This is a genomic window from Halomonas sp. R57-5, assembly GCF_900070345.1.
GTDB lineage: Bacteria > Pseudomonadota > Gammaproteobacteria > Pseudomonadales > Halomonadaceae > Vreelandella > Vreelandella ventosae_B.
The window spans coordinates 3,834,347-3,859,822 of sequence record NZ_LN813019.1; the positions used below are offsets into that span (position 1 = coordinate 3,834,347).

At 52.4% G+C, this 25,476-nt stretch carries 25 protein-coding genes, 1 pseudogene and 2 riboswitches; of the genes and pseudogenes, 9 read left to right on the forward strand and 17 right to left on the reverse strand.

Annotation, left to right across the window (positions count from 1 at the left end; all coding sequences use genetic code 11):
- Positions 1–117: 117 nt before the first annotated feature.
- From HALO_RS17600 to HALO_RS17615, 4 genes are all read right to left on the reverse strand, one after another.
- Positions 118–651, reverse strand: coding sequence for an AAA family ATPase (locus HALO_RS17600; protein WP_035577344.1), 534 nt, complete (start codon positions 649–651; stop codon positions 118–120).
- A 347-nt stretch (positions 652–998) separates the two neighbouring features.
- Entirely contained in the window at positions 999–2,210 is a 1,212-nt protein-coding gene (locus tag HALO_RS17605; RefSeq protein ID WP_035577341.1) for a DcaP family trimeric outer membrane transporter, read from the reverse strand.
- A gap of 38 nt (positions 2,211–2,248) precedes the next feature.
- On the reverse strand, positions 2,249–3,520 hold the full coding sequence (locus HALO_RS17610) for an Nramp family divalent metal transporter (protein WP_009287220.1): 1,272 nt from the start codon (positions 3,518–3,520) through the stop codon (positions 2,249–2,251).
- Positions 3,521–3,621: 101 nt separating this feature from the next.
- Positions 3,622–4,539 carry a dihydrodipicolinate synthase family protein gene (locus HALO_RS17615; protein ID WP_050713769.1) on the reverse strand — a complete coding sequence of 306 codons (918 nt, stop codon included), beginning with the start codon at positions 4,537–4,539 and terminating at the stop codon, positions 3,622–3,624.
- A gap of 269 nt (positions 4,540–4,808) precedes the next feature.
- On the opposite strand from HALO_RS17615, the gene HALO_RS17620 reads away from it, so the two are divergent.
- Positions 4,809–5,813, forward strand: a complete 1,005-nt coding sequence (locus HALO_RS17620) for a LacI family DNA-binding transcriptional regulator (protein ID WP_035577335.1) — start codon at positions 4,809–4,811, stop codon at positions 5,811–5,813.
- 662 nt (positions 5,814–6,475) lie between these two features.
- On the opposite strand, the gene HALO_RS17625 is transcribed toward HALO_RS17620, so the two are convergent.
- Together HALO_RS17625 and HALO_RS17635 are read right to left on the reverse strand one after the other, a co-directional pair.
- On the reverse strand, positions 6,476–7,060 hold the full coding sequence (locus HALO_RS17625) for a hypothetical protein (protein ID WP_050713770.1): 585 nt from the start codon (positions 7,058–7,060) through the stop codon (positions 6,476–6,478).
- 288 nt (positions 7,061–7,348) lie between these two features.
- Positions 7,349–7,774 carry a GNAT family N-acetyltransferase gene (locus HALO_RS17635; RefSeq protein WP_231896743.1) on the reverse strand — a complete coding sequence of 142 codons (426 nt, stop codon included), beginning with the start codon at positions 7,772–7,774 and terminating at the stop codon, positions 7,349–7,351.
- Positions 7,775–7,982: 208 nt separating this feature from the next.
- On the opposite strand from HALO_RS17635, the gene HALO_RS17640 reads away from it, so the two are divergent.
- Positions 7,983–8,234 (forward strand): type II toxin-antitoxin system Phd/YefM family antitoxin, encoded by a 252-nt coding sequence (locus HALO_RS17640; protein WP_035577326.1) that lies wholly within the window; start codon positions 7,983–7,985, stop codon positions 8,232–8,234.
- Positions 8,235–8,298: 64 nt separating this feature from the next.
- Here HALO_RS17640 and HALO_RS17645 read toward each other — a convergent pair whose 3' ends face one another.
- From HALO_RS17645 to HALO_RS17655, 3 genes are all read right to left on the reverse strand, one after another.
- The gene (locus tag HALO_RS17645) at positions 8,299–8,883 is read right to left on the reverse strand and encodes an HD domain-containing protein (RefSeq protein ID WP_035577324.1); all 585 of its coding nucleotides are present in this window, start codon (positions 8,881–8,883) and stop codon (positions 8,299–8,301) included.
- Between the two features lie 118 nt (positions 8,884–9,001).
- Positions 9,002–9,364, reverse strand: a complete 363-nt coding sequence (locus HALO_RS17650; protein ID WP_035577322.1) for a DUF1304 domain-containing protein — start codon at positions 9,362–9,364, stop codon at positions 9,002–9,004.
- A 289-nt stretch (positions 9,365–9,653) separates the two neighbouring features.
- On the reverse strand, positions 9,654–9,842 hold the full coding sequence (locus tag HALO_RS17655; RefSeq protein ID WP_035577320.1) for a tautomerase family protein: 189 nt from the start codon (positions 9,840–9,842) through the stop codon (positions 9,654–9,656).
- Between the two features lie 205 nt (positions 9,843–10,047).
- Positions 10,048–10,206: riboswitch (TPP riboswitch) on the forward strand.
- 91 nt (positions 10,207–10,297) lie between these two features.
- Here HALO_RS17655 and HALO_RS23635 point away from each other — a divergent pair.
- Positions 10,298–10,423, forward strand: a complete 126-nt coding sequence (locus tag HALO_RS23635) for a hypothetical protein (RefSeq protein ID WP_268746277.1) — start codon at positions 10,298–10,300, stop codon at positions 10,421–10,423.
- 99 nt (positions 10,424–10,522) lie between these two features.
- Here the strand turns inward: HALO_RS23635 and HALO_RS17660 are convergent, their stop codons facing one another.
- Together HALO_RS17660 and HALO_RS23575 are read right to left on the reverse strand one after the other, a co-directional pair.
- Positions 10,523–11,215 carry a substrate binding domain-containing protein gene (locus HALO_RS17660; protein WP_231896860.1) on the reverse strand — a complete coding sequence of 231 codons (693 nt, stop codon included), beginning with the start codon at positions 11,213–11,215 and terminating at the stop codon, positions 10,523–10,525.
- Between the two features lie 15 nt (positions 11,216–11,230).
- Positions 11,231–11,425 (reverse strand): annotated as a pseudogene (locus HALO_RS23575) (LysR family transcriptional regulator); the annotation flags it as partial.
- 89 nt (positions 11,426–11,514) lie between these two features.
- On the opposite strand from HALO_RS23575, the gene HALO_RS17665 reads away from it, so the two are divergent.
- From HALO_RS17665 to HALO_RS17685, 5 genes are all read left to right on the forward strand, one after another.
- The gene (locus HALO_RS17665; RefSeq protein WP_050713771.1) at positions 11,515–12,534 is read left to right on the forward strand and encodes an NADP-dependent oxidoreductase; all 1,020 of its coding nucleotides are present in this window, start codon (positions 11,515–11,517) and stop codon (positions 12,532–12,534) included.
- A gap of 60 nt (positions 12,535–12,594) precedes the next feature.
- Positions 12,595–12,897, forward strand: a complete 303-nt coding sequence (locus tag HALO_RS17670) for a putative quinol monooxygenase (protein WP_035577313.1) — start codon at positions 12,595–12,597, stop codon at positions 12,895–12,897.
- Between the two features lie 289 nt (positions 12,898–13,186).
- A riboswitch (TPP riboswitch) is annotated at positions 13,187–13,348 on the forward strand.
- A 78-nt stretch (positions 13,349–13,426) separates the two neighbouring features.
- Positions 13,427–14,110 (forward strand): thiaminase II, encoded by a 684-nt coding sequence (gene tenA, locus HALO_RS17675; RefSeq protein WP_035577311.1) that lies wholly within the window; start codon positions 13,427–13,429, stop codon positions 14,108–14,110.
- Positions 14,111–14,142: 32 nt separating this feature from the next.
- On the forward strand, positions 14,143–16,032 hold the full coding sequence (gene thiC, locus HALO_RS17680) for a phosphomethylpyrimidine synthase ThiC (RefSeq protein ID WP_035577308.1): 1,890 nt from the start codon (positions 14,143–14,145) through the stop codon (positions 16,030–16,032).
- 237 nt (positions 16,033–16,269) lie between these two features.
- On the forward strand, positions 16,270–17,982 hold the full coding sequence (locus HALO_RS17685; protein WP_050713772.1) for a hypothetical protein: 1,713 nt from the start codon (positions 16,270–16,272) through the stop codon (positions 17,980–17,982).
- A gap of 88 nt (positions 17,983–18,070) precedes the next feature.
- Here the strand turns inward: HALO_RS17685 and HALO_RS17690 are convergent, their stop codons facing one another.
- On the reverse strand, positions 18,071–19,150 hold the full coding sequence (locus tag HALO_RS17690; protein WP_050713773.1) for an NAD(P)-dependent alcohol dehydrogenase: 1,080 nt from the start codon (positions 19,148–19,150) through the stop codon (positions 18,071–18,073).
- A gap of 206 nt (positions 19,151–19,356) precedes the next feature.
- On the opposite strand from HALO_RS17690, the gene HALO_RS17695 reads away from it, so the two are divergent.
- Entirely contained in the window at positions 19,357–20,823 is a 1,467-nt protein-coding gene (locus HALO_RS17695) for a DASS family sodium-coupled anion symporter (protein ID WP_050713774.1), read from the forward strand.
- A 106-nt stretch (positions 20,824–20,929) separates the two neighbouring features.
- Here the strand turns inward: HALO_RS17695 and HALO_RS17700 are convergent, their stop codons facing one another.
- From HALO_RS17700 to HALO_RS17720, 5 genes are all read right to left on the reverse strand, one after another.
- Positions 20,930–21,115: a CsbD family protein gene (locus HALO_RS17700; RefSeq protein ID WP_035577297.1), complete on the reverse strand. Its 186-nt coding sequence runs from the start codon at positions 21,113–21,115 to the stop codon at positions 20,930–20,932.
- 112 nt (positions 21,116–21,227) lie between these two features.
- Complete coding sequence (locus HALO_RS17705; RefSeq protein ID WP_035577295.1) at positions 21,228–22,340, reverse strand: DUF2955 domain-containing protein; 1,113 nt, start codon at positions 22,338–22,340, stop codon at positions 21,228–21,230.
- Positions 22,330–23,391 (reverse strand): HlyD family secretion protein, encoded by a 1,062-nt coding sequence (locus HALO_RS17710; RefSeq protein ID WP_050713775.1) that lies wholly within the window; start codon positions 23,389–23,391, stop codon positions 22,330–22,332. Before HALO_RS17710 ends, HALO_RS17705 begins: the two co-directional genes overlap by 11 nt.
- Positions 23,392–23,585: 194 nt before the next feature.
- A complete protein-coding gene (locus HALO_RS17715; RefSeq protein WP_035577290.1) occupies positions 23,586–24,911 on the reverse strand; it encodes a TRAP transporter large permease in 1,326 nt (441 codons plus the stop codon).
- Positions 24,908–25,423 (reverse strand): TRAP transporter small permease subunit, encoded by a 516-nt coding sequence (locus HALO_RS17720; RefSeq protein WP_035577287.1) that lies wholly within the window; start codon positions 25,421–25,423, stop codon positions 24,908–24,910. The genes HALO_RS17715 and HALO_RS17720 overlap by 4 nt, the downstream gene beginning before the upstream one ends.
- Between the last annotated feature and the right edge of the window lie 53 nt (positions 25,424–25,476).

A 25,476-nucleotide genomic window follows, 5' to 3' on the forward strand; every position in this document is an offset into this window, starting at 1 on the left:
AGCTGCGCCATTAGCAGAACCAGCGCTTGAGTATCTTGGTGGGTTTATCTTCGATAAACTGTCTTCATGTTCCTACTATAGCGTTAAGCGCGAAACAGAGCCGCCAACAGTGACGATCTAAAGGTTTTCTAAACGCTGCAAAATGAACGTCGCGCGTTCTTCCACAGTATCACGCGGCACTTCCAGCGTTTTGTAACCCCATTGCGAATACCAGCTTTTCATCCCCTCGAATACCTCAAGGGACTCCTCAAACGTTTGATCACGCTCTGAATCTATAGCATAAATGTCTTCCCATGGCGGCAGAAGAAAGACAACGGGATTATAGAGGATCATTTGAACATAGTTGGCGATGTCCGCCCGTGACAACGCACTCTCCGCATTCAGCATGTACAGCGCATCCAGCACCCCACGATCAAAGAACGTGGCCTGCTCGCCAACAGCGACACTTCGGTACTTTTCAATATCGGATTTCAGAATATCCTGAGCGAAAGCGACCGGGTCTGGCCGAGGTGATAGCTCCGCCGCCAACCGCTCTTTGATGATGCTACGGGCAGACTCAGGTACAACGCGATAGCCCCGCTCCGCTAGGGCATCAAGGAGAGCAGTTTTGCCGCCACCGGGGCCACCGGTGAGTACGAATAGATGGTTCATATTATTAACGCCCTACAGCAGACAAGGAAAACGCTATTGAGTGAGATGCTGTCTCCCCCAACACAATAAAAGCCCAGGCTCCCCCATGATCTCATCTAGCTGCTCGCCCACTCGCACAAAACACCATGTTTCATAGGTGTACTCTGTTGGCGTAGATGTTAGATATTTATATCAACGCAGTGCTCCTTTTTAAAGACTTTTCTAGCCCACTTAACTAAAAAAAGCGTTAGCAAAAATACTAACGCTTAAAGCAACCTTACGATGCAGCAAGGTTCAGATCACTATACGCACAACTAGCCATAGACATATAATCAATTACAACTTTTTATTCAGGCCGAAGCCGCAGGTTAAAACCGATAGATAACACTCCCTTGTAGACGATCGACACTTCCACTACGGCCATCCACAGTATGCCGTGCAGCATGAGCCAACTCAATTCCGTAGGTTACGTTATGACCAGGACTCCATTGGTAATTAATATGCACAAGTTCACGTTCTTCATCATAAGCGCTTATAAACTCACTTGAACTACCAGTATTAACAAGAGAAACGCCATCGCGCTCGGCATTATCCCAATCTGCATTAACAAGTGAGTATGAAACGTTGAAAGCACCAGGGCCTATATCGTGACTAATGCCAATCGTTCCCCCCCATGCAAAGATGGTCTCTAGCTCGTTGCCTGCTCGATAAGCTGAGGGTGCCGGGTTTACTTTCATGTAAGCCCCAATCCCCTCACCGCCGGTTATTTGGCCACGCAACGTCGTATTTGGCGTAAGAGCGTAATTAGCCGCGACAAAAGCTCCCCACCCGATCTTTGAGTCCTTTGCTGCACCATCGTCAAAGGCCACTTCTCGAATCATGGCAGCTGATGCCCAACGTAATGCGCCAGCCAATGATTCGTACCGAAGCGTAATGTCTGGCAAGCCATCTTTACGATCAACATCAGTACCAGCAATGGATCTACCACCAGTCACTGCATCGTAGCCTCCGTCAAAAGAGTTGCCAGACATGGCACCACTCGGATCCTCAATAGCAACATGAAAATTATCTACTGAATACCGCAATTGTGCTTGTCGAAGGAATGCATCGCGACCTGCGGGGCCAGTAAAATCAAGAGTAGGAGTAGTGCTGAGAAAGGTGTGAAAATTGCTCCACGTTTGCCCTGCCGTAATACCGTTCCATGAGCCATAGGCCTGACGAAGCCGGAGATTACCGAAGAAAAAATCACCCTCGATATTGGTAATCAAGTCACCTTTCTCTGTCGACGTTGTAGTGCGGATACCTAGGCGTGACTCATTCGCATGCAGATTCGAATGCCCACTTGTATTTGGTTGGCCATCCACAGCAATTTTAGAGAAGTTCACACTATCGCCCATGCCACTACTATTCCCGGTCTTAACGTCGCCAATGTCATACATCACATCAAGCTTAGCGTAACCGTATAAAGAAACGTTGGTTCCATTCACATCATAATCAATTGCAAATACAGAAGGAGTAACGAATAGAAAAGAATAGCCTAAGAAAGGAAACACTCTGCGCCACAACAAAAACTTATTCATATCTTTATCTCTATATTTGTAATACTTTTATTTTCAACTTAACCCAGGAGCCTAAAGACAAGCTGAGAAGACATTGCGAAAATGGTCACCAACCCCACTAGAGCAAGCGTGGTTTGTAGAGGGCCATTTTTTAGATCCCCCATCACATCTTCACGTCTTGTCAAAAGAAAGAGAATAATTCCCAAAAAAGGTGCTACTAGGACGGTTAGGGCTTGAGCGATGATAATTAGCTCAATGGGAGAACCTTTCGCCACCACAGCAACCGTAGCTCCCCAAGCCAACACCCCATATACAAGCAGCTTGACTCTCCATCCGGATAAACTGCTGTTCCAGCCCAACGCATCCGCTAATAGCGTTCCTCCCGCAGAAGCATTTGCCGCCATTGATGAAAAGGCTGCTGCGAAGAACCCAAGGCTGAACAGTACCGCACCCACCTTTCCAGCCAGTGGCTCCAATACGCTTGCCAGCTGTGGAAAAGTCGTAGCTACAGTACCAGTGGAGTGAAGTACCGCTGAGGCTACAATGATGATGAGCATCGCCATAAATGCGGTTGCTACATTCCCCGGGAGAGTATCCATTAACGTAATAGCTCGGTACTGCTGCCTATTCAGCTTTCTTTCATGGATGGCATAGCCAGTATAAAAAGCTGAGTTAATGGAGAAATTTGTACCGATCAAAGCAATTAAAAGAACGCTGGCCTCAGCAGGAAATTTAGGAATAAGACCTTGCGCAGCAGCCGCCCAATCTGGGTCACTCAGTATGGTTGATGCTAAAAAACCTACAGACATAAGCCCAATCAAAGCGACCAACAAGCGCTCCATCGCCTTATAAGTATTCCGCATGGCTATTAATAAGCCTACCGCCACAGTGCTAGCGAGCGTCCAGCCTACTACCGAACCTCCTAAAAGCAGGCTTAGCGCTAAACCAGAGCCAACGGCATTGCCTACAGCAAACATCAAAGTGATAGAGAAAACACCGAAGCCAGCCATGACACCGATTGGGCGACCAAGTTTTTGCTTGGTGACTTGAACCACCGAGTCACCAGATGCAAGGCCCAATCGCACGGCCATATCATTAAACACAAACATTAGCACTGCAGACACAAGAATTACCCAAAGCAGCATGTAGCCATATTGGCTGCCTGCCTGGACAGCGGATGTCAGCGCACCGGGTCCGAAACGCCAAGCGCCAGCGACAAAAGCAGGCCCCATTAGCGCAAGCATTTGCGGCAACGTCAGAGAAAACCGATTTCGAGCGTTGTTTGTCGCAGGGGAAAGTGGCCCTGAATCATGTTTGGTATTCATACTCATCCTACGCTCCTATTAAATTTGTTATTTAGGATGCATAAGGTGATGCCTCATTGGCATCACCGTTCGGGGACGCCCAGCGCCTAAGGAGTAGTCAATCTCGGTTAGGCTAACCCGGCTTGTTTCATAGCAGCAGCAATTTCACGATCTGCGCCTTCGGCAAGCGGACGAAGCGGAGAGCGCACAGTAGCGTGATCAAGAATCCCCCGGGCTACTAGGGCCCACTTCAGAGCCACAGTTCCTTCCATATGCGAACCACGGTGATAGACATTCTTGGTAACGGGCAGGAGGCGATCATGCAATTCGCGCGCCTTAGCATAATCCTTGGCTTTTCCAGCTTTGATCAGTTCGATCAAAGGCTCCGGTGCAATACAGCCATAGCCAACTAGCGCACCATCGACATCAAACATGGTGTGAAGCAGGTACTCATCATGACAAGTCAGAATTTGTAGATCCGGATGCTCAGCGCGAATGACAGGAATTTCAGTATCCCAGCGCTTCATATTGCGAACACCATTTTTCATCGCAAACACACCAGGTTGGGCCGCAATATCAAGCTGCGTCTGGAGATTGTAAGTGGCTTTCGTGTTGTCCGGATACTGGAAAAGAATCAGCGGTAACCCACTTTCCTCATGAATGCGGCGATAGCGCTCTTGAGGCGCTCCCTCCTGATAACCAAACCTGAGCCAGCCATGAGATGGGTAGACTAGACCAGCAGATGCGCCCGCCTCGACAGCACGTTTTGCTTCTTCGGCTGCAATATGGTCACCTTCGCGAGTGATGCCCGCGATAATAGGTATCTCACCTTTTACCGATTCAACAAATGCCTCAATAACGCGCCTCTGCTCGTCAGAGGTCATGAATGTACCCTCACCAGCGTGGCCAAGAACAACGAGACCTTTCACGCCGTCGATGCCGCCCAACCAAGAGCCAAGCTTCTTGATTGCAGCAAAATCAACCTCGCCATCGCGAGTGAAAGGAGTAACCGGTGCGGGGGKCAAACCTCGGAGATCGAGAGACATGATGATTCCTCTTATATGGTTGTGTTATCGTTCCTGGGAACGATTGCAATCCTTTCACCAAATACACCACATCGAAAATTAGACGTTAGTCTACGACTCACAAATGATGTGTGGCTACGGAAAGCAAACTAATAGTAAATCAGTGGGGTTAGCGTCATATCGCTTATAAGATCGCTGTAAAACCGATAGAATGGTTCGCCTAAATGCCTGTTTATGCGAGCCAACACAGAGGTTCAGTAATCCACCTCACGTCATGGAATAATATATTCATGAACGGTAAGCCTATAACTATGCAAGACGTTGCCAAAGCCGCGGGCGTCAGCACGTCTACAGTCTCTCGCGTTCTTGATGAGCGCCTTCCGCCTTCCAATAGCCCAGCCGCTCAACGGGTTAAAAAAACGGCGGAAGAACTCGGCTATAAGCGTGACATTCTTGCCTCCAGCTTGAGGCGAGGTGGTACAGGCACTATTGGTGTACTGGTGCCTCGACTGAGCGATACAGTCATGGCTCTTATCTACGAAGCGATCTCTAAAGTTGCTCAAGAACGTCACTATTTCGCTATCGTAGCAACTAGTGGTGACGATCCTGAAAGCGAGCGTCAAGCGGTTGAATTGCTTCTTAATCGACGTGTGGATGGCCTAATTTTGGCTACCAGCCGACTTGATGACCAGTTGCCATCTCAACTGCGTGAAAGGGGAGTTCCGCACTCGTTGGTGCTTCGTACCGATGGTAAAAGCCCTTCTGCCTTGGGTGACGATATTCAAGGTGGATACCTTGCTACCCGGCACCTCATCGACCTAGGGCACCGCGACATTGGCCTTGTTGCAGGGCCTAGCTTTACCTCGAGCGCTCGTGACCGACAAAAAGGCTTCCGCAAAGCAATGAGCGAATCTGGGATTGCTGTGCGTGAGTCATGGATTATCGAGTCAGGCTATGGAATCGAAGCTGGCGAGGAAGCAGGGCTGGCTCTGCTCTCACAGGATGAGAAGCCAACAGCCATTTTTGCAGTCAACGATAACCTCGCTATTGGCGTGATGGCTGCTGCACATAGACTTGGCATTGAGGTAGGCAAAACGCTTTCATTAGTCGGATATAACGATATCCCTCTTGCCAGTCGCCTTCCTGTGCCGCTTACGTCTGTATACATACCTTTTGACTATATTGCACAACAGGCTGTCGACTTACTACTTAACGATAAACACTCTGGCTCGTCGATCAGTAGAGTGGCTATGCCTAGTTTGATCCCGAGATCATCATCAGTCCGACATATATAAAGTATTTATCAAATAAAAGAGATCAAACGAACCAACTCAGTCGCATTATCTGGATGGGCGCTTGCTCCGGCGGTCAAATAATCGCACTAATCGGGCGCGAGCCATACCTCGCACTGGTTCTGCCCGCGATCAACCCGTCAACCGGCATGTCGTCACGAAACAGGCCTTCGGCAACCACGTAACCCTTCATCCTCCTACTCCAGCAGCGCGCCGCAGGCCAGCGTTTTAAAGGTGCTGGACATAGCTAAGCGCTCATCCGCACTCACTTCCAAGCGCTGGCCAGTTTTTACTTGACCACTACAGTTGATGATGGTCGTGAGAGTGTCTTTTCACTTCATCATCATAGGTACGTATGTGCAGGCCAATATCTGGATGTTTCATGACCTTACTCAGCAATCGTGGGTATATTCACTTCCTTGACCTGATTCACCGGCCCTGTGAAGTGGGCCTTTGGGTAACGACGAAAAAGGCAACCCTCGCGGGAGCCTCCAGGCTCGGCGCACCATGAGTCAGGCACCGATGTCATTTCAACGGGTATGCCAATACTTTTTGTGTCATGACACGCCACAGTTGAAAGCTCCGCATCTAACGCTGCAAGCATGCACGTCTTTTTACTGGGGACGAAGCCGCAACGAAAACGGTTCACTTTGACGCCCAGCGCCTTAAGGCCCACAACGCCACTCGCCCTGCCAGTCACGCTGAGCGCCGTCGGCCCGGTCATATGTCAACGTCGCCGGCCTTGGCGGCGACTCCCCGCCTTCGGAGGGATCACCGGTGACCTCAATGTGGACGGTCTTGCCCTTGCCATTGAAGGTTGGAGACTCCGTAATGCCATTAAAACCACCAGGTGCCGACACGCGCTCCACATAACCGGCGACCTTGACCACCCCCTGCGCCGCATCGGACGACCCCACATTGCCCATGGCAAGCAGTAAAACCTCCCTATCATCCGTGGTGAATTGGCACCCCAGCTCACCGGGAAGGCTGGCCTCGTTCATGTCCTCCTCCGTAAGAGCATTCAGTGTAATCTCGGAACCATCACCACCCTGGGCCTGCCCTGCGGGAGCGGCACTTTCCTGTTTGTCGGAATCATTGGGTGCCTCGGCTGACGGCGGAGTCGACGACGGTTGCGCCGCCTCTTCCTCTGCGTCCGAGGACGGGTTCGAGCAGCCGGTGATCAAAGTGATGACCAGCAAACTTGCTAACAGGGTGGCGATGAGATTTGCACCGCGTTTGGGAAAGGGCATGGTTCCTCCTGGGAAAACAAAAATCTACTGTAGAGTAACTCGCACCACCATGAATAACCGCTCCTTGAAAGCCTGTAAAGGCCACTGGGAATCTATCTCAGCGACGTCCGGGCCCGAAGGGCCGTATTGCTTGCGATTGTTAAGGAGCAATGGCCACATAGCGCTGGACAACCTTTCCGTCATAGAGAATCTCAGACTCCAGGCTTCCACCATTCGCTTTAATCATTCTCGCCGAAGGCTCATTGTGTTTGTGGCAAAGCAACAATTACGCGCTTGTCGCGTGCATTGCTAAACGGTTCGTTGGCATGTCGTATCGTCAGAAAGCTCGAGAGTCAATCTCAGCATATCTTTATGCTGAACTCCATTTTCAAAGATTGGCTCCGGATAGTTCTTCAAAAAGAAACCCTTATCAATACAGTCCACTCTAAAACCCTGCCTTTGGTAGAAGGTCAGTTGGTAACCGAAAGTGCCGGTTCCGACCTCTAGGCTCTTTACACCAGCCTCCTTCATTTTATCGATAACTGTTTCTAGAAGCTGCGTTCCGATGCCACGCTGTTGATTCGATGGATAAACAGCAATATTCATCAATTCCAATATCCCCCCTCCGAGTGGCTTTAGAACGCAAGATCCGATCACCTCATCGTTGGTAAATGCAACAAAACACCTTGCCTGTTTCAGGTACTCTTTGATGGCATTTTCAGACGGATCTGCCAAAAGAAGTAGGTCTATCGGAACCTCTGAAGGTGGAACTTCGTCTATTCGCAACGGTATTTACCCCCGAAACTCGGTATTAGATTTAATGTCCCGCTCACACGCCGGTTAGAGCCACGAAGCAGCGGAAAATCGGTCGCTGTGCAGTCGATTGTTAACCCCACCAAGGTACGTCCTGCACATGACTAGAATCCTGTACAGGTGCGACTTAATGGATGCCATCAGCTACACAGCCGCTAGAACCAACCTAGCAAAAACGATGGAACAGGTCTGTGAAGACCATTCTCCGGTGATCATCACACGGAGCAAGTCGCAGTCCGTGGTAATGATCTCTCTCGAAGATTATGAAGCGCTGCAAGAGACAGCCTACCTTCTGCGCGCACCTAAGAACGCCCGCCCTTTGCTGGAATCCGTTACCGAGCTGGAGCATGGTGGTGGTCAGGAAAAGGAACTTCTTGAATGAAACTGATCTTCTCCGAGAATGGAGCCAAAGCACAATGTAAAGGTCGTCGCGGTGCCTGCTCTTGTCAGGAGTCCTTTAGCCAGCCTTGGTTCACGGCGTACTCAACCTTTGAAATAAACCAGTCGTATATTTCTGGGTTTTCCTGCTCTATGAACCCATGCATTTTCAACACTTGGCTCTTCCGTATACCATGGTCTCTCCAGGCACGGCCCTCGCTCGTTACATTGTGCAGAAAGGGTAATAGACGGTCGATGACTTTCAGAAGCCTTGCTTCCTTAGTTTCCCCAGTCTCTTGCTCTTCCCAGAGCTCCGGAAGATCTCCGATTGGGTTACCGGGATGAGAAGCCAGTTTCTCGATATACTTACGCTCTTCAATGTGGGCATCATTGCGGTTTGCGCTATAGAGAAATGTATCTCCTGCACCAATCTCACCAAGATCATGCACCAGGGCCAGTTTGAGTAATTTTAAGAGGTCAAAGTCTTCCTGTGACTGCTCCGCAAAAGCCCAGCAAGCCATCGCCAAGTGCCACGAATGTTCTGCTGAGTTCTCAACTCGCTCTCCGCAGTTGATGTAGGTTTTGCGGTTTACCGATTTTAACGCATCAAACTGAAGTAAAAACTCCGATATCTGAGTGACTTTTTTGGTCACGTATTTCTCCTAACTCCGAGCACAGCGGCGATCTTGAAATGGTGACGAAGGAGCCATGAAAGGGCGCCCGGCGGCCGCAGGCCGCGTACTGATGCGAGTTGTTATGGCGAACCTGCACTTAATGATTAGCGAAGAGAACTAAAAGCAAACCAATTGCTCCTGGCAATGCCTGGACAAATAGAATTTTCCGGTTTGCTGTTGCTGCACCGTAGATTCCGGCCACAACAACGCACGCCAAGAAATATAACTTGAAATCGTATCCTGCCGCACCTTGAAAGATACCAACCAAAAGACCGGCTGCAATAAAACCGTTATAAAGACCTTGATTCGATGCCAAAACTTTTGTCGTTGCGGCTTGCTCTTTGGAATGACCAAAGACTTTAAAGCCCATCGGCTTATCCCAAAGAAACATCTCCAATATCAAGAAATATCCGTGGAGCAAAGCTACCAATAACACTACCAAATCAGTAATCATTGCCATGTGCACTTACCTACTTTTGAGACATAATTGAGCTCATGTAGCCATCAAAATTAACTCTACCCCATTGATTCTTCAGGTGGCAAAGAAAATTTCGGCAGCACATCCAAGATTCGGGTGCTTGCGCGTTTTGCTCAACTCGATAACGCTGTATATAAGCACACATTTTGTAGGGAGCGTCCCCTATGAAACTGTTGGAGCGGGTGAAGGCTACCCTCAGAATCAAACGCTATACGGATTCAATATCTCGACCTTCCCCACTGATCACCATTGACCATTCAGGGAAAGCTACTCAGGAACGATCAGAATGTAGCTTCCCACCTTTAGCCCAATGCTCATCATCAAAATCTTGCAAGAATATTGTGACTGCCTCAGGGCTGGTTCCATATGCTTCTGAAAATGCTTCGGTTATCCGCTGCACTAAGAGCTCACGTTGCTCTTTAGTCCTGCCTGGAGACTGCTGAACGGTTACGATTGGCATATAGCTCTCCTAAAAAACCAAAGGTATATATAGGATTAAATGAGGCACGCTGGGCAAGCTTATTACACCTGACGGCTCTTCCATTGAAGTTCTATTAACTCGATCTTGACTCTACTCCACACTCTCACAACCAAGCAAAGCCTAATTCGGCAGTATCAACCTCCCCTTTGCATCTCCCCCACCTGCCTCCTACACTCCGCGAACGAACAGCTTGACGGGGTGCCGATGAATCCGGCTGAGATGGCGCAGGGCGTAGCAATGTTGCTGCCAAGCGCTCTGGTTCCGCTGAACCTGATCCGGCTAATGCGCTGCTCATATAAAGAGCGGCGCGGGTACCGGCGTAGGGATCAAGCGATGGCCATGGCTAGCTCTCTCTCGCAATCGCACGCCACCTTTCCGCGCCATTTCCTCGATCTGTCTCGCCTACCGTCCGGATCATTACCACCGGCGGCAACATGAGCTACCGCTTTACTGACCTCACCGCCGCCTGCCAGCAAGATTGGCGCGCCCTTATTGAGCGCGATGCTGGACTGTTGCGAAGCACTGAAACGCTGCCGGAAGCACTGACAAATCCTACTTAACACAAGCACTACTGAGCTGTATGTATGTCAATTATGCTGAACGATGTAAAACTGCTGTTCGCTGATTCCAGAGGTTTGTGTGTATCAAGTGTTAGGTATTCAAAGTCTTTCGATCAACATATCGATAAAGGCGCGTACAGCGGGGTTGGTGCTACGACTCTGTGGCCATAGCGCAACGATATTATGCCGCTCTACGCCGAAGTCGGACAGGATTGGTACCAGTTCCTTTCGCCTAACCCGCGGGGCAGCCATGAAACTTGCAGCCATCCCGATGCCTGCACCCGCGGTCATAGCGGCTATGACGGCTTCGCTTGAATCAACGACAACAGGGGAAGACGGCACTATCTCGATCTCTTTCTCGCCGATCCGGAACGGCCAGCGAAACATTTGCCCCGTACTTTGGTAGCGCAAATTGATCGTTTCGTGCCCCACCAGTTCATCTGGATGCTCGGGAGCACCATACCTAGCCAGGTAGTCTGGCGAAGCGTAGCAAGAGAGCCTGTAAGGTGAGAGCCGCCTGGATAAAAGTGACGAATCCGCAAGTTCACCGATCCGCACTGCAAGATCAATGCTCTCTTCAACCATACCGACGATATGGTCGCTCAGCCGCAGGTCGATCGTTACCTTCGGGTAGCGCGTTCGAAAATCCGTAATAGCAGGAGCAATCAGATGCAGACCCAATGGGAGTGATGCCGCAATTCGTAACGTGCCTGCGGGCTCGGAACGAGCAGACTTCACTACCTGCTCTATCTCTTCTGCCTGGCGCAACAGCTCTAGCACACGTCCATGCAAGTCGCGGCCCTCGGCCGTAAAAGACAGCGATCGTGTCGTACGAGTGAAAAGAGAGACGCCGAAGTGACGCTCCAACCGCTGGATGCTTTTGCTTATCGCAGAGGGCGAAACAGACAGCGAGCGCGCCGCAGCGGTGTAGCTGCCTAAGGAGCCGGCGCGTGCAAATGCGATAAGCCCCGTGAGGCGTTCCAATCCGATTTGTTCCTTCATGGAATTATTAAAACGAATCTACGCACCATTATCAATGACAAGGAACTTCCTTACTATTTGCCATGTGACTATTCTTGAGTGAGGTTGTGATGAACGACATGATGAAAGCAGTGCAGCTGCATAGTTTCGGTGKCCCAGAGGTCTTGCTTTACGAAGATACGCCCCGACCCGAAGTACAAGCCGGTGAAGTGCTTATCCAAGTTAATGCGGCAAGTCTTAACCCACCAGACCTTTACCTGCGCGACGGCTATCGGGCGCTACCTCCAGAATGGCAGCCTAGCCCACATTTCCCGTTGATATTGGGCACTGATGTGTCAGGGGTCGTTGCTGCCATTGGCGACGAGGTTTCCAAAGTCAGCGTAGGTGACCACGTCTTTGCAATGGGGCGTTTTCCCGAAGACCTGATGACGGGCAGCAGCACCTATGCCGAATATGTCAGCGTTCCTGAAAGCCACCTAGCGTTGAAGCCAAAGGGCATTTCTCATGTCGAGGCAGCAGGTGCCCCAATGTCACTGCTTACTGTCTGGCAGTTTCTGGTTGATCCTGGTAATGACCTACCCAATCCATTCCAGGCATTTCGGCATGTGCCTGTCCCACTCGAAGGCAAGACCGTCTTGATCAATGGAGCTAGCGGTGGCGTGGGGCATCTAGCGGTTCAAGTCGCTAAATGGAAAGGGGCGCGTGTGATCGCGGTTGCTTCAGGTAAGCATGAAGAGCTTCTTCGCGAGCTGGGTGCTGACGACTTCATTGATTACACCAAGGCAGCCGCCGAAACGGTCGCACATGACGTGGATCTGGTGCTTGACGCTGTGGGTGGCCCGAACATAGAACGCTTCCTCAGCATTATTAAACCAGGCGGCTCGCTCTTTCTGGTCAACCCCTTGGGCTTTTCTGCCAGGGATGAAGCCGACAGGCTAGGGATTACGGTTTCCTCACTACAGGTGCACTCAAACGGAATGCTGCTGGCGCAGGTCGGTCGCTTGCTCGACGACCGTACCATTCGGATCGTTATCGACAGTACCTATTCGTTGGCAGAAGCATCGGCTGCGCATCAGAGAGCTATGCAAGGCGGCGTTCAAGGTAAGGTCGTGCTTGTCGTTAAACAGTAAATTGTTGCCGCCAATCACAGCAATTCCTTGCTCCAGCGGCGGTATTATGAGGAATAAAACATGCTCATCGTTACCGGATATTTATACGTCGCCCCGGCTGAATTAGCGCGATTTATGACCCACCTAAAAGTACTTGCCGCCACCACGCGGCGGCGTGGTGGAAACATTTCTTATGACGCTGCGGTGGATGACGCGGACGCCGGACGATTGATAGTTTCGGAGCGCTGGGTTGATCAAGCCGCACTGACTGCCCACCTAAACGCCGACAAGACCGTACAGTTTGTCCATCAATGGAGCGGGAGGATGCGCGCTGATATCCGCAAGTACGATGCATTGAATGAACGTGGCCTCAGGGAGGATTAGAAACTCTGTAAACAAAGCCTTCGCGCATAGCTGGACTATATCCGTTACACCTGTGAAGCAGCCCGACTAAGAAGTGTTTGTGGTGCATTGCAGCTCGTTAAGCAAATTTAACGAACCTCTTCTCCGATGTCGCAAGCGCGCTCCAGTCCGCCTTCTGCAGCCATAGGGCTAGGCGCTATAGCCTCAGCATAGCGACGGCCTACCACTATCACATCAACTTCCACCTTTACCCAAGAGCAATAGCCAGCCCCTTGCATCTCCCCCGCCCGCCTCCTACACTCCACCAACGAACAGCTTGACGGGGTGCCGGTGAAATCCGGCTGAGATGGCGCAGGGCGTAGCAATTAATGCTGCCGAGCGCTGGTCCCGCTGAACCTGATCCGGCTAATGCGCTGCTACTTACACAAGTCGCAGCGCGGGTACCGGCGTAGGGATCAAGCGATGGCCACGGCTTCATTTCACGCCACCTTCCGCGCCATTTCCTCGATCTTATTCGCCCACCCCCCGGATCATTACCACCGGAGGCATCATGGGCTACCGCTTTACTGATCTCACCACCGCCTGCCAGCAAGATTGGCGCGCCTATATTGAGCACGATTTCGTGCGTCAGTTGGGCAATGCCACGCTGCCTGAGGCGTCGTTTCGACACTATTTAAAGCAGGACTACCTGTTTTTGATTCACTTCGCCCGCGCCTATGCGCTGGCTGTCTATAAAAGCCCCACCCTTGCCGATCTTCGCCAGGCCCATGAAGGCTTGAAAGCCATTGTGGATGTGGAGTTGGGCCTGCACGTGGGCTTTTGTCAGGAGTGGGCGATTTCCGAGCAAGAGCTGGCCGAACTCCCCGAAGCCAGGGCCACCTTGGCTTACACCCGCTATGTTTTGGATACCGGAAACCGCGGCGACCTGCTGGATTTGCACGTGGCGCTGGCCCCCTGCCTGGTCGGCTACGGCGAAATTGCCAACTGGCTGAACGACCAGCCTTCTACCCTGCGCGGAGCGCAAAACCCTTTTGATGCCTGGATTGCCATGTACGAAGGCGAGGAGTTTCAGGCAGCCATGCAGGCTGAGCTTGAGTGGCTCAATGCCCGCCTTGCCGATGTGTCGCCCGCCCGCTTTGCCGAACTGAGCAAAATCTTCCGCGACGCCACCCGCCTGGAAATCGATTTCTGGCAGATGGGCTTAGCGCTGATAGACGCAGACCCCACTCACTAACCCTGCAAAACAACAATCGTAAGGAGACCGTAATGAGCAAAACCAGCCATTTTTTAGCCGAAACCGCCCAGGTCGATGCCGCCGCCATTGCGCCGCTGCCCGGTTCACGTAAGGTATATATCGAAGGTTCGCGCCCGGATATCCGTGTGCCGTTCCGGGAAATTTCACTGTCACCGACCAAAACCACCGGCATTGATGAAGAGAACCCACCGCTGCTGGTCTACGATACTTCCGGCCCCTACACCGACCCTGACGCCAAGATTGACCTACGCCGTGGCCTACCGGCACTGCGCCGGGTCTGGATTGAAGAGCGTGACGATACCGAATTTCTATCAGGCCCCACGTCTGATTACGGCAACCGCCGCGCCAACGACCCGACGCTTGCCCAGCTGCGCTTTGATCTAACCCGCACACCACGCCGAGCAAAACCGGGCAAGAACGTGACCCAGCTGCACTACGCCCGCCAGGGCATTATCACCCCGGAAATGGAGTTTATCGCCTTGCGCGAAAACCAGCGCCGTCAAGCGCTGGGTACCGCTGAAGTAGAGCGCATTCTGGGCCATCAGCACAAAGGCCAGAGCTTTGGCGCCAGCCTGCCCGAAGAGATCACCCCCGAGTTTGTGCGCGATGAAGTGGCCCGCGGGCGGGCGATTATTCCCAATAACATCAACCACCCAGAAAGCGAGCCGATGATTATTGGCCGTAATTTCCTGGTCAAAATTAACGGTAATCTGGGTAACTCGGCGGTGACTTCTTCTATCGAAGAAGAGGTGGATAAGATGACCTGGGGCATCCGCTGGGGCGCGGACACCATCATGGATCTCTCCACTGGGCAGAACATCCACGAAACCCGCGAGTGGATACTGCGCAACTCGCCGGTGCCGATTGGCACGGTGCCTATCTATCAGGCGCTGGAGAAGGTCAAAGGCGTGGCCGAAGACCTCACCTGGGAAGTGTTTCGCGATACGCTGATCGAGCAGGCCGAACAGGGGGTGGACTACTTCACCATTCACGCGGGCGTACTGCTACGCTATGTGCCGCTCACCGCTAAGCGGGTCACCGGTATTGTTAGCCGCGGCGGCTCAATCATGGCCAAGTGGTGTTTGTACCATCACCAGGAGAGCTTCCTGTACACCCACTTCGAAGAGATCTGCGAGATCTGCAAGCAGTACGATGTGGCGTTCTCCCTCGGCGATGGCCTGCGCCCCGGCTCAGTGGCTGATGCCAACGATGAAGCGCAAATGGCGGAGCTAAAAACCTTGGGCGAGCTGACCCATATCGCCTGGAAGCACGATGTGCAGGTGATGATCGAAGGCCCCGGCCACGTGCCCATGCACCTGGTGAAAGAGAACATGGATAAGCAGTTGGAATACTGCGACGAAGCGCCCTTCTATACATTAGGGCCGCTGGTAACGGATATTGCCCCCGGCTATGACCACATTACTTCTGGCATTGGGGCGGCGATGATCGGCTGGTTTGGCTGCGCCATGCTCTGCTACGTCACCCCCAAAGAGCATCTGGGCCTGCCCAATAAAGACGACGTCAAAACCGGCATCATTACCTACAAGATTGCTGCCCACGCGGCGGATTTGGCCAAAGGCCACCCGGCGGCGCAGCGGCGCGATAATGCGCTATCCAAGGCGCGCTTCGAGTTCCGCTGGGAAGACCAGTTCAACTTGGGGTTGGATCCGGATACGGCCCGCGAATACCACGACGAAACCCTGCCCAAGGATTCCGCAAAAGTGGCCCACTTCTGCTCCATGTGCGGGCCGAAGTTCTGCTCCATGAAGATCAGCCAGGAGGTGCGTGACTATGCTAATGAGCACGGGCTAAACGGCGATCAGGAAGCGGTTATGAAGGGCATGGAAGAGCAGGCGGAGAAGTTTCGCCAGAAAGGTAGCGAGCTGTATCAGGAGGTGTAGGCCTACTTAACAGCTTCGCTGTGGAATGTGGCTCTTGAGTCTTAGCGAAACTCAAGGGCCACCTTTATGCCGCATGATTTTCCGACCTCTCCATTGATCAATACGCTTTGGAGTAATGATAAATTTTCACTCAAGTAGAGATTAATTATACATTGCTCGTGTATGATTCCCATTTACAGAGCGCTCAGCCCAACTCGGCTCATTTAAAACCAACACCATTCAAAGAACTGATTCCAGATGAAAACCAAACTTTCCATAGCGGTTACCCTTGCCCTCTTCAGCGCAGGCCTGCTCAGCGGCTGCAGCGATGATAACGAGCCAACCGAAGCGGCAACACAAGAGGAAGCGCCGAAAAATAACGTAGCGCCAATGCTGAAATACGTTCCGGCTAACTCCCCTTATTTCATGGCCACGCGCGAAGCGATGCCTGAACAGGATGTCTTTGATCTTTATCAGCGTATGCAGCCCATGGCGACCCTTGATTCTGATCTGGATGAACTGCGCGATACGCTGCCCCAGATAGAAGACGATGAAGTGCTGCATTCGATGATGACGCTGTTAATCGCCATGGGTGAAGAGTTAGTCGGGGTTGAGTCACTGGAAGATGTGCATGCGCTGGGGCTCAAGATGAGCCCTCAGGCTGCTTTCTATGGGCTGGGTATTTTGCCTGTTTTGCGCATGCAACTGCAGGATGAAGATGCCTTTCGCGAAACGCTGCAGCGCATCCTCGCCAAAGCAGACATCACTCCACGCACGGCCACCACTAACGGCACCGACTACTGGGTACTGACGCCTGAGGGCCCACTCCAGGCCATCCTAGCCATTGACGACCAGCAGCTACTGGTATCGGTGGTGCCGCAGGATGCCAGCGACGAGCTGCTGGCACAGGTGCTGGGTAAAGCGCTGCCCGACAGCAGCATCGGTGATACCGATGCACTGGCAGAGCTTGAGCAGCGCCATGACTTCACGCCTTACGGTGCCGGGCAGATCGACTCCTCACGGCTGTTTGATGAGCTAAGTAGCCCTACGCATTCGGGTACTCAAGCGTTGATGAATGCCGTCGATGCAGAACCTCTGGATCTATCCACCTGCCAGGCAGATATTGACCGCATTACCAGCCGCTTCCCTGGTCTGGTAATGGGCATGCGTGATTACAGCCTCGACCGCATGGAGATGAATCTCATCCTTGAGACCGATGAAGATATTGTCAGCGATCTGCGTGCCCTGACCACACAGGTTCCGGGCCTTGGCAGCACCGGTGGAATGGCCAGCTTTGGATTGGGTCTGGACCTGCCTGTACTGCTTCAAACCGTTCAAAAATATGCGCAGGAAGTGCGTCAAAACCCGTTCAGCTGTGATGAACTACAGGAGCTAAACGGTACTTGGAATGAAATTAACATGGCGCTCAATAACCCGATCACCATGATGATTGGCCCGTCGTTGTCTGGTTTCAATGCTCGCATTGACAGTCTAACGATGAAAAACGGGGCGCCCAGCGGTCTCGGTATCCTCACCCTCGCCTCACAAAATCCGCTGGCGCTGCTGTCTACAGTGAGCGCTTTCATGCCGGAGCTAGGGGCTCTTGGACTTGAACCAGGCGGAAAAGCCAAGCAAGTCAAGAGCATGATGCTGCCACCAGACGCACCAGCGCTTTACGCCGCTATGTCTGACACGGCGGTTGCGTTAGGCGKGGGTATTAGCGATTCAGCGACGCTGCAGTCAGAGCTACAAGCCCCTACTTCAGAGCATGACCTACTGTTTCACAGCCACATGACAGGCGAGTTTTATCATTCGCTGGCCGATGTTATGGAGCAGATACCCTCGGATGAGATAGCAGCGTCTGATATTGATATGCTCAAGCAATATGGTGATGCTTATAAGAACACTGAGTACTGGCTCAGAGTGGATGATGCAGGCGTTGAAATGAGTTTCTCACTGGAATTGAACTGATACCCGATAGTTCTTTCAATCCGAAAAACCCGCTGATATTAGCGGGTTTTTCTTTGATAGCCTCACTGCTGAGTATGTCACTTGAGTTTTATGAAACCTCAAGCGCCACTTTCAGTACCCCGTCGCGCTGGTGGGAGAAGAGATCGTAGGCTTCGACGATATTCTCCAGCGCGTAGCGATGGGTGACCATGGGGCCAAGATCCAACCGTCCCGCGGCGATGATGCTCATCAACCTGCGCATGCGCTCTTTGCCACCGGGGCATAGCGAGGTAATGATCTTATGGTCGCCAAGGCCAGCACAGAAAGCGCCTAGCGGAATCGTCAGGTCTTGGGAGTAAACGCCAAGGCTGGATAGCGTTCCGCCGGGTTTTAGTACTCGCAAAGCTGATTCAAACGTTTGTTGCAGGCCGAGTGCTTCAATGGCGGAATCGACCCCGCGCCCACCGGTGAGTTTGAGTATCTCCTCAACGACATCGACCTTGCGAAAATCCAGCGTCACGTCGGCGCCCATCTGCTTGGCCATGGCTAAGCGCTCATCAACGCCGTCGACAGCAATAATCAAACCCGCTCCACGCAGCCGCGCACCTGCAGTTGCGCATAGCCCAATCGGACCTTGGGCAAACACCACCACCGTGTCGCCAATTTTTATACCGGCAGCTTCAGCGCCAGCAAAACCGGTGGACATAATATCCGGACACATCAGTACTTGTTCGTCGGTTAGGCCATCGGGCACGGGCGAAAGATTGGCCTGTGCATCGGGTACCAAAAGGTATTCCGCCTGGGCGCCGTCGATGGTATTACCAAAGCGCCAGCCGCCCATCGGCTTGTAGCCGTGGCTGTGGTGGCCGCCATCCTGTGAGCAGCAGTCATCCTGGCAAGCGTAGGAGGTAAAACTCGGACAGATTGCCCCGGCAATCMCCCGCTGCCCCTCCTGGTAGCCCTTAACGTTAGCACCCAATTTTTCAATAACGCCCACCGGCTCGTGGCCAATGGTTAAGCCGCGCTCAACCGGGTATTCGCCTTTTAAGATATGGATATCGGTGCCGCAGATCGTCGTCGTGGTCACGCGCATTAACGCATCATTGGGGCCAATCTCGGGAATGGGTTTGTCATCTATCTCGATGCGGCCGGGTTCAACTAAAATGGCCGCTTTCATCATGGTAGGCATGGGTCGCTTCCTCAGTGAGGGGAGTCATGGCACTTCACCATTAAGTCATAGCTAACAGCGTGAATGATTGCGCTAGATCAAGCTTCTAATTGACGTGGGGCAAGTCGCCAATCGTCCATCCGCTCTAGACTTAAGTCGCAACTCAAGCACTGCTTTATTGCCTGTGAGCGTACTGCACAGCCACCTACTTACTATAGGGCTCCACGATGCCGACGCTGCCTTTCAAACCCTGGCCAACCGCTATTGCGGTGGCGATCACTCTACTGATATGGCTGGCTATTCCCTTGCCAGAAGGTCTCACCTCTGATGCCTGGCTAATGCTGGCTATTTTTGTGGGGACGATTGCCGCGATTATTGGTAAGGCAATGCCCATAGGGGCCATCTCAATCATTGCCATTGCGATTGTGGCGGCGAGCGGGGTGACCAGCGACAACCCAGGCACCGCCATTAACGATGCTTTAAGCAGCTMCTCCAACTCACTGATCTGGTTAATCGCTATCTCGATTATGATCTCGCGAGGGCTGATTAAAACGGGGCTAGGCGCCCGTATCGGCTACTATTTCATCTCTATCTTTGGTAAGAAGACGCTGGGAATCGGCTACAGCCTGGCCTTTTCAGAGCTCTCCATTGCCCCGGTAACCCCCAGCAATACCGCCCGTGGTGGCGGCATCATGCACCCCATAATGCGCTCTATCGCTAAAGGCTTTGACTCACGCCCGGAAGATGGCACGTCGAGCAAAATCGGCAAATATTTGGCACTTGTTAACTACCACAGCAACCCGATTACCTCAGCGATGTTTGTCACTGCCACTGCTCCCAACCCATTGACCGTAGAGCTGATATCTATCGCCACCGGGGCGGAAATCCAGCTGAGCTGGATGACCTGGGCGCTCGCTATGCTACTGCCTGGTTTGGTCGCTATCCTGGCTATGCCCTATATTCTTTACCTGCTTTATCCGCCGGATATTAAACAGACACCCCACGCCACGCAGATGGCGCGGGATAAACTTGCCGAAATGGGGAAGATCAGCCGAGACGAAGGCATTATGCTGTTTGTCTTCTTGGTGCTATTGCTGCTGTGGGCAGATATCCCGGCGCTATTTCTGGGCGATGCAGTCACCCTCAACACCACCACGTCAGCGTTTATTGGGCTATCGATACTACTGCTGACAGGCGTATTAACCTGGGACGATGTGCTGGCGGAAAAGAACGCCTGGGATACTCTACTCTGGTTCGGCGCCTTAATAATGATGGCCTCCCAGCTCAACCAGACCGGGTTGATCGACTGGTTCTCTACCAATATGCAGAACTGGATCACCATGATGGGCATTGGCTGGATGGGAGCATCCGCCCTGCTGGTGCTGACCTTCCTCTATACTCATTACTTCTTTGCCAGCACCACCGCACATATCACCGCAATGATGGCAGCTTTTCTTACCGTTGGATTAACGCTCGGCGCACCGCCCATGCCGTTTGTACTGATCATGGCCGCCACTTCCTCGATCATGATGACCTTAACTCATTACGCGACCGGGACATCGCCGGTCATTTTTGGCTCGGGCTATCTAACGCTGGGCGAGTGGTGGAAAGCGGGCTTTATTATGAGTGTGGTTAATCTTGCGATCTGGGTGGTGGTCGGCGGCTTGTGGTGGAAAATACTGGGTCACTACTAAGCAAACTTCTCCATGCTTCAGCGCTGAAGATGAGAAACGGGAGTTTCCAGACCGCATAAACGCCAACAGGGGGCCGAAGCCCCCTGTTGGTATCTGTGTTACATGACTAGCGCTGTTTTTTCTGGCTCTCCTTGGCGTCGCCTTTGCCTTTTTGCAGTTCGCCTTTCGCCTGCTGGGCCTTACCTTTAGCTTCAGTTTTGGTGCTACCTGTTGCCTTGCCCGCGGCTTCTTTCACTTTGCCTGCAGCTTTGTTGGCCGTTCCTTTTGCTTTATCTTCTTTACCTGTTGCCATGACGAACACCTCTAATCCGTTAGTAGGGAAACACATCAAATCACACGTCGACACACTCATCAGAGTAGCCTGTATTAAAAAAGTTGCGCTGATTTATTTGTGGCAGCTGTATTTATGACAGGCTGCTTTCTGGTAAGCGCGTTGACGTCCAGCAGTTCAGCGCAAAGTGCAGGCAGGCCATCGTCAGCAGTGTAAGCGCTAGCGCGACACTCATTGAGGAGAACCGGTAGAGTGCGCTGTAAACCAGATCCTGCTGCGGGCCCAGCGACTGGCCAAACAGAATCCCCAGGGTGGTCATCCCGCCAAAGCCAATCCCCGAGCCGCCGCCTTCATGAATATGCTCCCGGGCGAAGAGCATGAGCCCCAGCCAATAGAGCAACACCACCAGCAGGAAATGGTGGCTCTGGGTATACAGGAGTAGCTGCATGAGTAGCGCTAAATTACACCCCAACAGCGTTCCTACGGCTCGCTTGGCAGCTGATACCCGCGCACCGGAGTAGCCCAGCGTAAATAGCACCAAGATGGTCGCCATCTGCGCGGAAAGCGACCCCTGCAAGTCAAAAACTTGAAATACCACAAACGAGAGCGTCGCGGTTAGGCCGCCGATTAAGGTTTCATGGCGAATCTGGGAGGAAGTCTTGGTCACTCTGGGTGGCGGTTTACGCGCTTCCACGTCAGGGAACAGTGTATGCATCAGCATGGCAATAAACACCGCCAATAGACTGGCGACGAGGTTGCAGGCCAGTAAATCGCTCAAGTCTACATTGGGGTAGCTGGCAAAGTGGAGCAGGATGCTGAGCGTCAGCACGCCGTTGGCGCCGAATAGAAACAGCGGCCCTTTCGCCATCAAGTTAAAGCGAAATAGAAATATGCCCATGACCACCAGGGTCATCACTACCGGCATATGCTTGAGCAGTCCGACCACTAGACTCACCTCAAGCACATTGATAGATACGTTGGCCAAAAACTGACGCACGATATGGCCGTTCAAGATGGGTACCATACCCAGCAAGAACATTGGAAAAACGGTAAAAAACACCCCATAGTTCCAGCCCATCAATTGGCTGACCACAAACCCCAGCGCGCCTCCCCCGGCCACTCTCAGGCACTGACGCAGGCCATTCTTTGAGAGTTCGGGCTTACGCTTAGGCGCCGCTCTGCTAGACGCCCGCGCTCTGGCAAGCCTCTTTTTAATAAACCTGGCAGACCTCTTTTTAATACACATAATGCAGCCAACTGATCATATGCGCCTGTAGCCACACAAAGGGTTTGGCCAAGGCAGCATCACCGGGTTGAAGCTGCACGGTGGCGCGGGCACCGCTGGGCAATAAGTTGGCGATTGGTTGGCTTAGCTCCAAGTGAACGCGCATGCGCTGAGCATCGCGCACCCAGCGGTCAGTGGTAGGAATATCGGCCAATTGACCATCGGCGGCCAACTGCCCATCGCGAACCCCGGCATCCATGGCGAATACTTGCGCATCAAATACCTGCCCCGGCCAGGCATCAAACACCACTTTCGCTACATCGCCGGGCACCACATGGCGCAGGCTCTTTTCACGGAAATCGGCAATAATATCGATTGCATCCGCCACTACCGCTACCGCTGGTTGACCCGCCTGAACGTAGTCACCTACGTCTAGCTGAAGATTGGCAACGCTACCGGCTTGCGCGGCGCGTACCTGGGTATGGGCAAGATCCAACTGCGCCTGGGAAAGCGCGTTTTCCGCTTGGCGCAAACGCAGGTTCGTCTCACCAGCATCGCCCAACTGCMCTTCCAGGCTCACAATTTTCGCCCTGGCCGCCGCCACGCTGGCCTGTGCAGTGCGTTCAGCAGCCACCTGCTGTTCGTACTGCTGGCGGGATACGCTCTGCTGCGCCACCAGAGTTTCCGCACGCTGCAGTTCACCCCGCCGCTCTGCAGCTGTGGCTTCAGCAGATGCCAATTCCGCTTGTGCGGAGGCTAGCTCTGCTTCCAACTGAGCATTCTCTCGTTCGGCCTGCTCGCGATTTAGCTGTGCCTGCTCAACCGCTAATCGAAACGGCGCGGGGTCTACCTGAAACAGCACATCGCCTTTGGTAACGTGTTGGTGATCACTCACCAACACCTCGCTCACTGGACCACTGAGTTCGGGCGCAATACGGGTTACCGGCCGCAGCACCCTCGCCTCAGGGGTCATGGGCATAAAGCTATCAGCCACCAGAAAATAAATAAAAAGCAGTACAAAGGCAGCCAGGGCTACCTTCACCCAGCGGGCAAATGTTTGATCGGGGGTCATGCAGGGCTCACTTGTTTGCCACCAGGCAACCACCTGGCCAGCGCCTCTATACGGGCGCGTATCGTTTAGGGGATAGCATTAGAGACGTTAGTCTAACAATTAATTAGCGCGCTAACAATATTCGAATACCACTTCCCAAAACGCACGATGCCGCCCTTAGGCGGCATCAATCACAACAATACGCACTTAACTCATTACCAAGATGGTCCGCTCATCAAATCAGGCAGCCATAACGCAAGACTAGGGAAAGCCAACACCAGCGCCAGCACCACTAACTGCGCGATGATAAAAGGCACTACACCCCAATACATATGCTTGAGGGTAATTTCTGGTGGAGTAATGGCTCTTAAGTAGAAAATTGCCGGGGCAAGCGGAGGTGTTAAGTAGCTCGTTTGTAGCACTACCAGAAAGGCTACGCAGAACCATATTTCATCAAAACCTAGCATACGCACAATCGGCATTGCCACGGGGATAATGATCAGCACGACAGAGATCAAATCCAACACGAAGCCCGCAATAAAGGCGATGAGKAGAATCAACCCGAGAATCATCCAGGGGCTTAATCCGGTATCCATCAGCATCGACTGCACCGTTGCCATACCGCCAGAGGCAAAGAAGACACCCGCAAACATACTGCCGCCCATTACAATCAGCAGAATCATTGCCGAGATGTTCATGGTTTTGATAGCTGCGTGCCACAGTACATCCCGCGTTAAATTGCGATAAGCCAGTGCCAATAATACTGAGCCAAGCGCTCCACAGGCTGCCGCCTCTGTTGGTGTAGCTAAGCCCATTAAGATGGTGCCAAGCACGGTAAAAATCAGCAGCATAGTAGGCAGTAACGCAACCGCCGTGACGCGTATTTTTTCCTGCCAACTTTCCTCTGGCTCGCTCTCGTCTACCCGAGGGGCCATCTGCGGCTTCAAGTAGGCCACGCCGACAATGTAGATCAAAAACATCGCCGCCATTAAAAAGCCAGGAATTAGCAAGCCACTGAAAAGCGACCCGACTGAAACGCCAGCAACAGGCCCTAACACCACCACCGTAATAGAGGGCGGGATAGCGGTGCCAAGCGAACCACTTGCACAAATCGTTCCTGAAATCAGGCTCTTGTTGTAGTGGTGTTTAAGCATTACCGGGATCGCAAGCATGCCGATAACCGCTTCGGTAGCGCCCACTACACCACTAGAGGCAGCGAAGAGCGTACCCATAATAATTGCGCCCACACCCAAACCACCGGGTAAGCGACGTGTCCACATATGGATTGCTTCGAATAGCCTTTCGGCGATTCCTGAACGCTCGAGCATTGCCCCCATAAAGATAAAGAGTGGCACGGCGGCGAGAATAGAATTAGACGCGGTATCTTCGATTTTGGTCAGCAGCTGATAAGCCGCCACATCACCAAACTGGATAATCCCAAAGCCTGTTGCCACCAAAATCATCGAAAATGCAATGGGAAAACCGGAAAAGATAAACAGCATCAACACCGGAAACATCATCAACGATAAATAACTGCTCATGATGCATCCTCCTCAGGTAGCGGCTGGCCACGCAGTACCGCTACCGCCTTTAATAGCTCTGCTACCACCTGCAGTGCTAGCAAGGTAAAACCGATACACCACACCGTCAAAATCGGCCACACAATAGGATTCCATGCGGAACGGCCCGAGCGCTCATTAGAGTTAAACGCTTGCAGTGCATAATGAAAAAGCTCCCACACAAGCCACGCTAAAATGGGCAAAAACAGTACATAGCCAATAATGCGCAGCAGCGCGTTAGTTTTGGCATTCAGCTGCATCGACACCAAATCCACACTGACGTGGTGGCCAATTCGCAGTGCATTGGCCATACCCAGCATGAACATGGCACCCATGACCATATAGCTAATTTCAAACGCCCATAGCGTTGGACGTCCGGCCACATAGCGGCTGAATACTTCCACTACTAGCGCGCCAACTAACGGAAAAATCAATATCGCACCTACCCAACCTGCCCAACGGGTTAGCGACTCAATCGCTTGAATTAGTTTCATGATGGCTACTCATCAACACGTCATAAAAGAGAGACTTGAACGTATGAAAGAGA

Coding starts and splice junctions, on each gene's coding strand:
- HALO_RS17600 (WP_035577344.1), bottom strand. CDS start 651: ATGAACCATCTATTCGTACTCACCGGTGGCCCCGGTGGCGGCAAAACT.
- HALO_RS17605 (WP_035577341.1), bottom strand. CDS start 2,210: ATGAATAAGTTTTTGTTGTGGCGCAGAGTGTTTCCTTTCTTAGGCTAT.
- HALO_RS17610 (WP_009287220.1), bottom strand. CDS start 3,520: ATGAGTATGAATACCAAACATGATTCAGGGCCACTTTCCCCTGCGACA.
- HALO_RS17620 (WP_035577335.1), top strand. CDS start 4,809: ATGAACGGTAAGCCTATAACTATGCAAGACGTTGCCAAAGCCGCGGGC.
- HALO_RS17625 (WP_050713770.1), bottom strand. CDS start 7,060: ATGCCCTTTCCCAAACGCGGTGCAAATCTCATCGCCACCCTGTTAGCA.
- HALO_RS17640 (WP_035577326.1), top strand. CDS start 7,983: ATGGATGCCATCAGCTACACAGCCGCTAGAACCAACCTAGCAAAAACG.
- HALO_RS17650 (WP_035577322.1), bottom strand. CDS start 9,364: ATGGCAATGATTACTGATTTGGTAGTGTTATTGGTAGCTTTGCTCCAC.
- HALO_RS17655 (WP_035577320.1), bottom strand. CDS start 9,842: ATGCCAATCGTAACCGTTCAGCAGTCTCCAGGCAGGACTAAAGAGCAA.
- HALO_RS23635 (WP_268746277.1), top strand. CDS start 10,298: ATGAGCTACCGCTTTACTGACCTCACCGCCGCCTGCCAGCAAGATTGG.
- HALO_RS17670 (WP_035577313.1), top strand. CDS start 12,595: ATGCTCATCGTTACCGGATATTTATACGTCGCCCCGGCTGAATTAGCG.
- tenA (WP_035577311.1), top strand. CDS start 13,427: ATGGGCTACCGCTTTACTGATCTCACCACCGCCTGCCAGCAAGATTGG.
- thiC (WP_035577308.1), top strand. CDS start 14,143: ATGAGCAAAACCAGCCATTTTTTAGCCGAAACCGCCCAGGTCGATGCC.
- HALO_RS17700 (WP_035577297.1), bottom strand. CDS start 21,115: ATGGCAACAGGTAAAGAAGATAAAGCAAAAGGAACGGCCAACAAAGCT.
- HALO_RS17705 (WP_035577295.1), bottom strand. CDS start 22,340: ATGTGTATTAAAAAGAGGTCTGCCAGGTTTATTAAAAAGAGGCTTGCC.
- HALO_RS17720 (WP_035577287.1), bottom strand. CDS start 25,423: ATGAAACTAATTCAAGCGATTGAGTCGCTAACCCGTTGGGCAGGTTGG.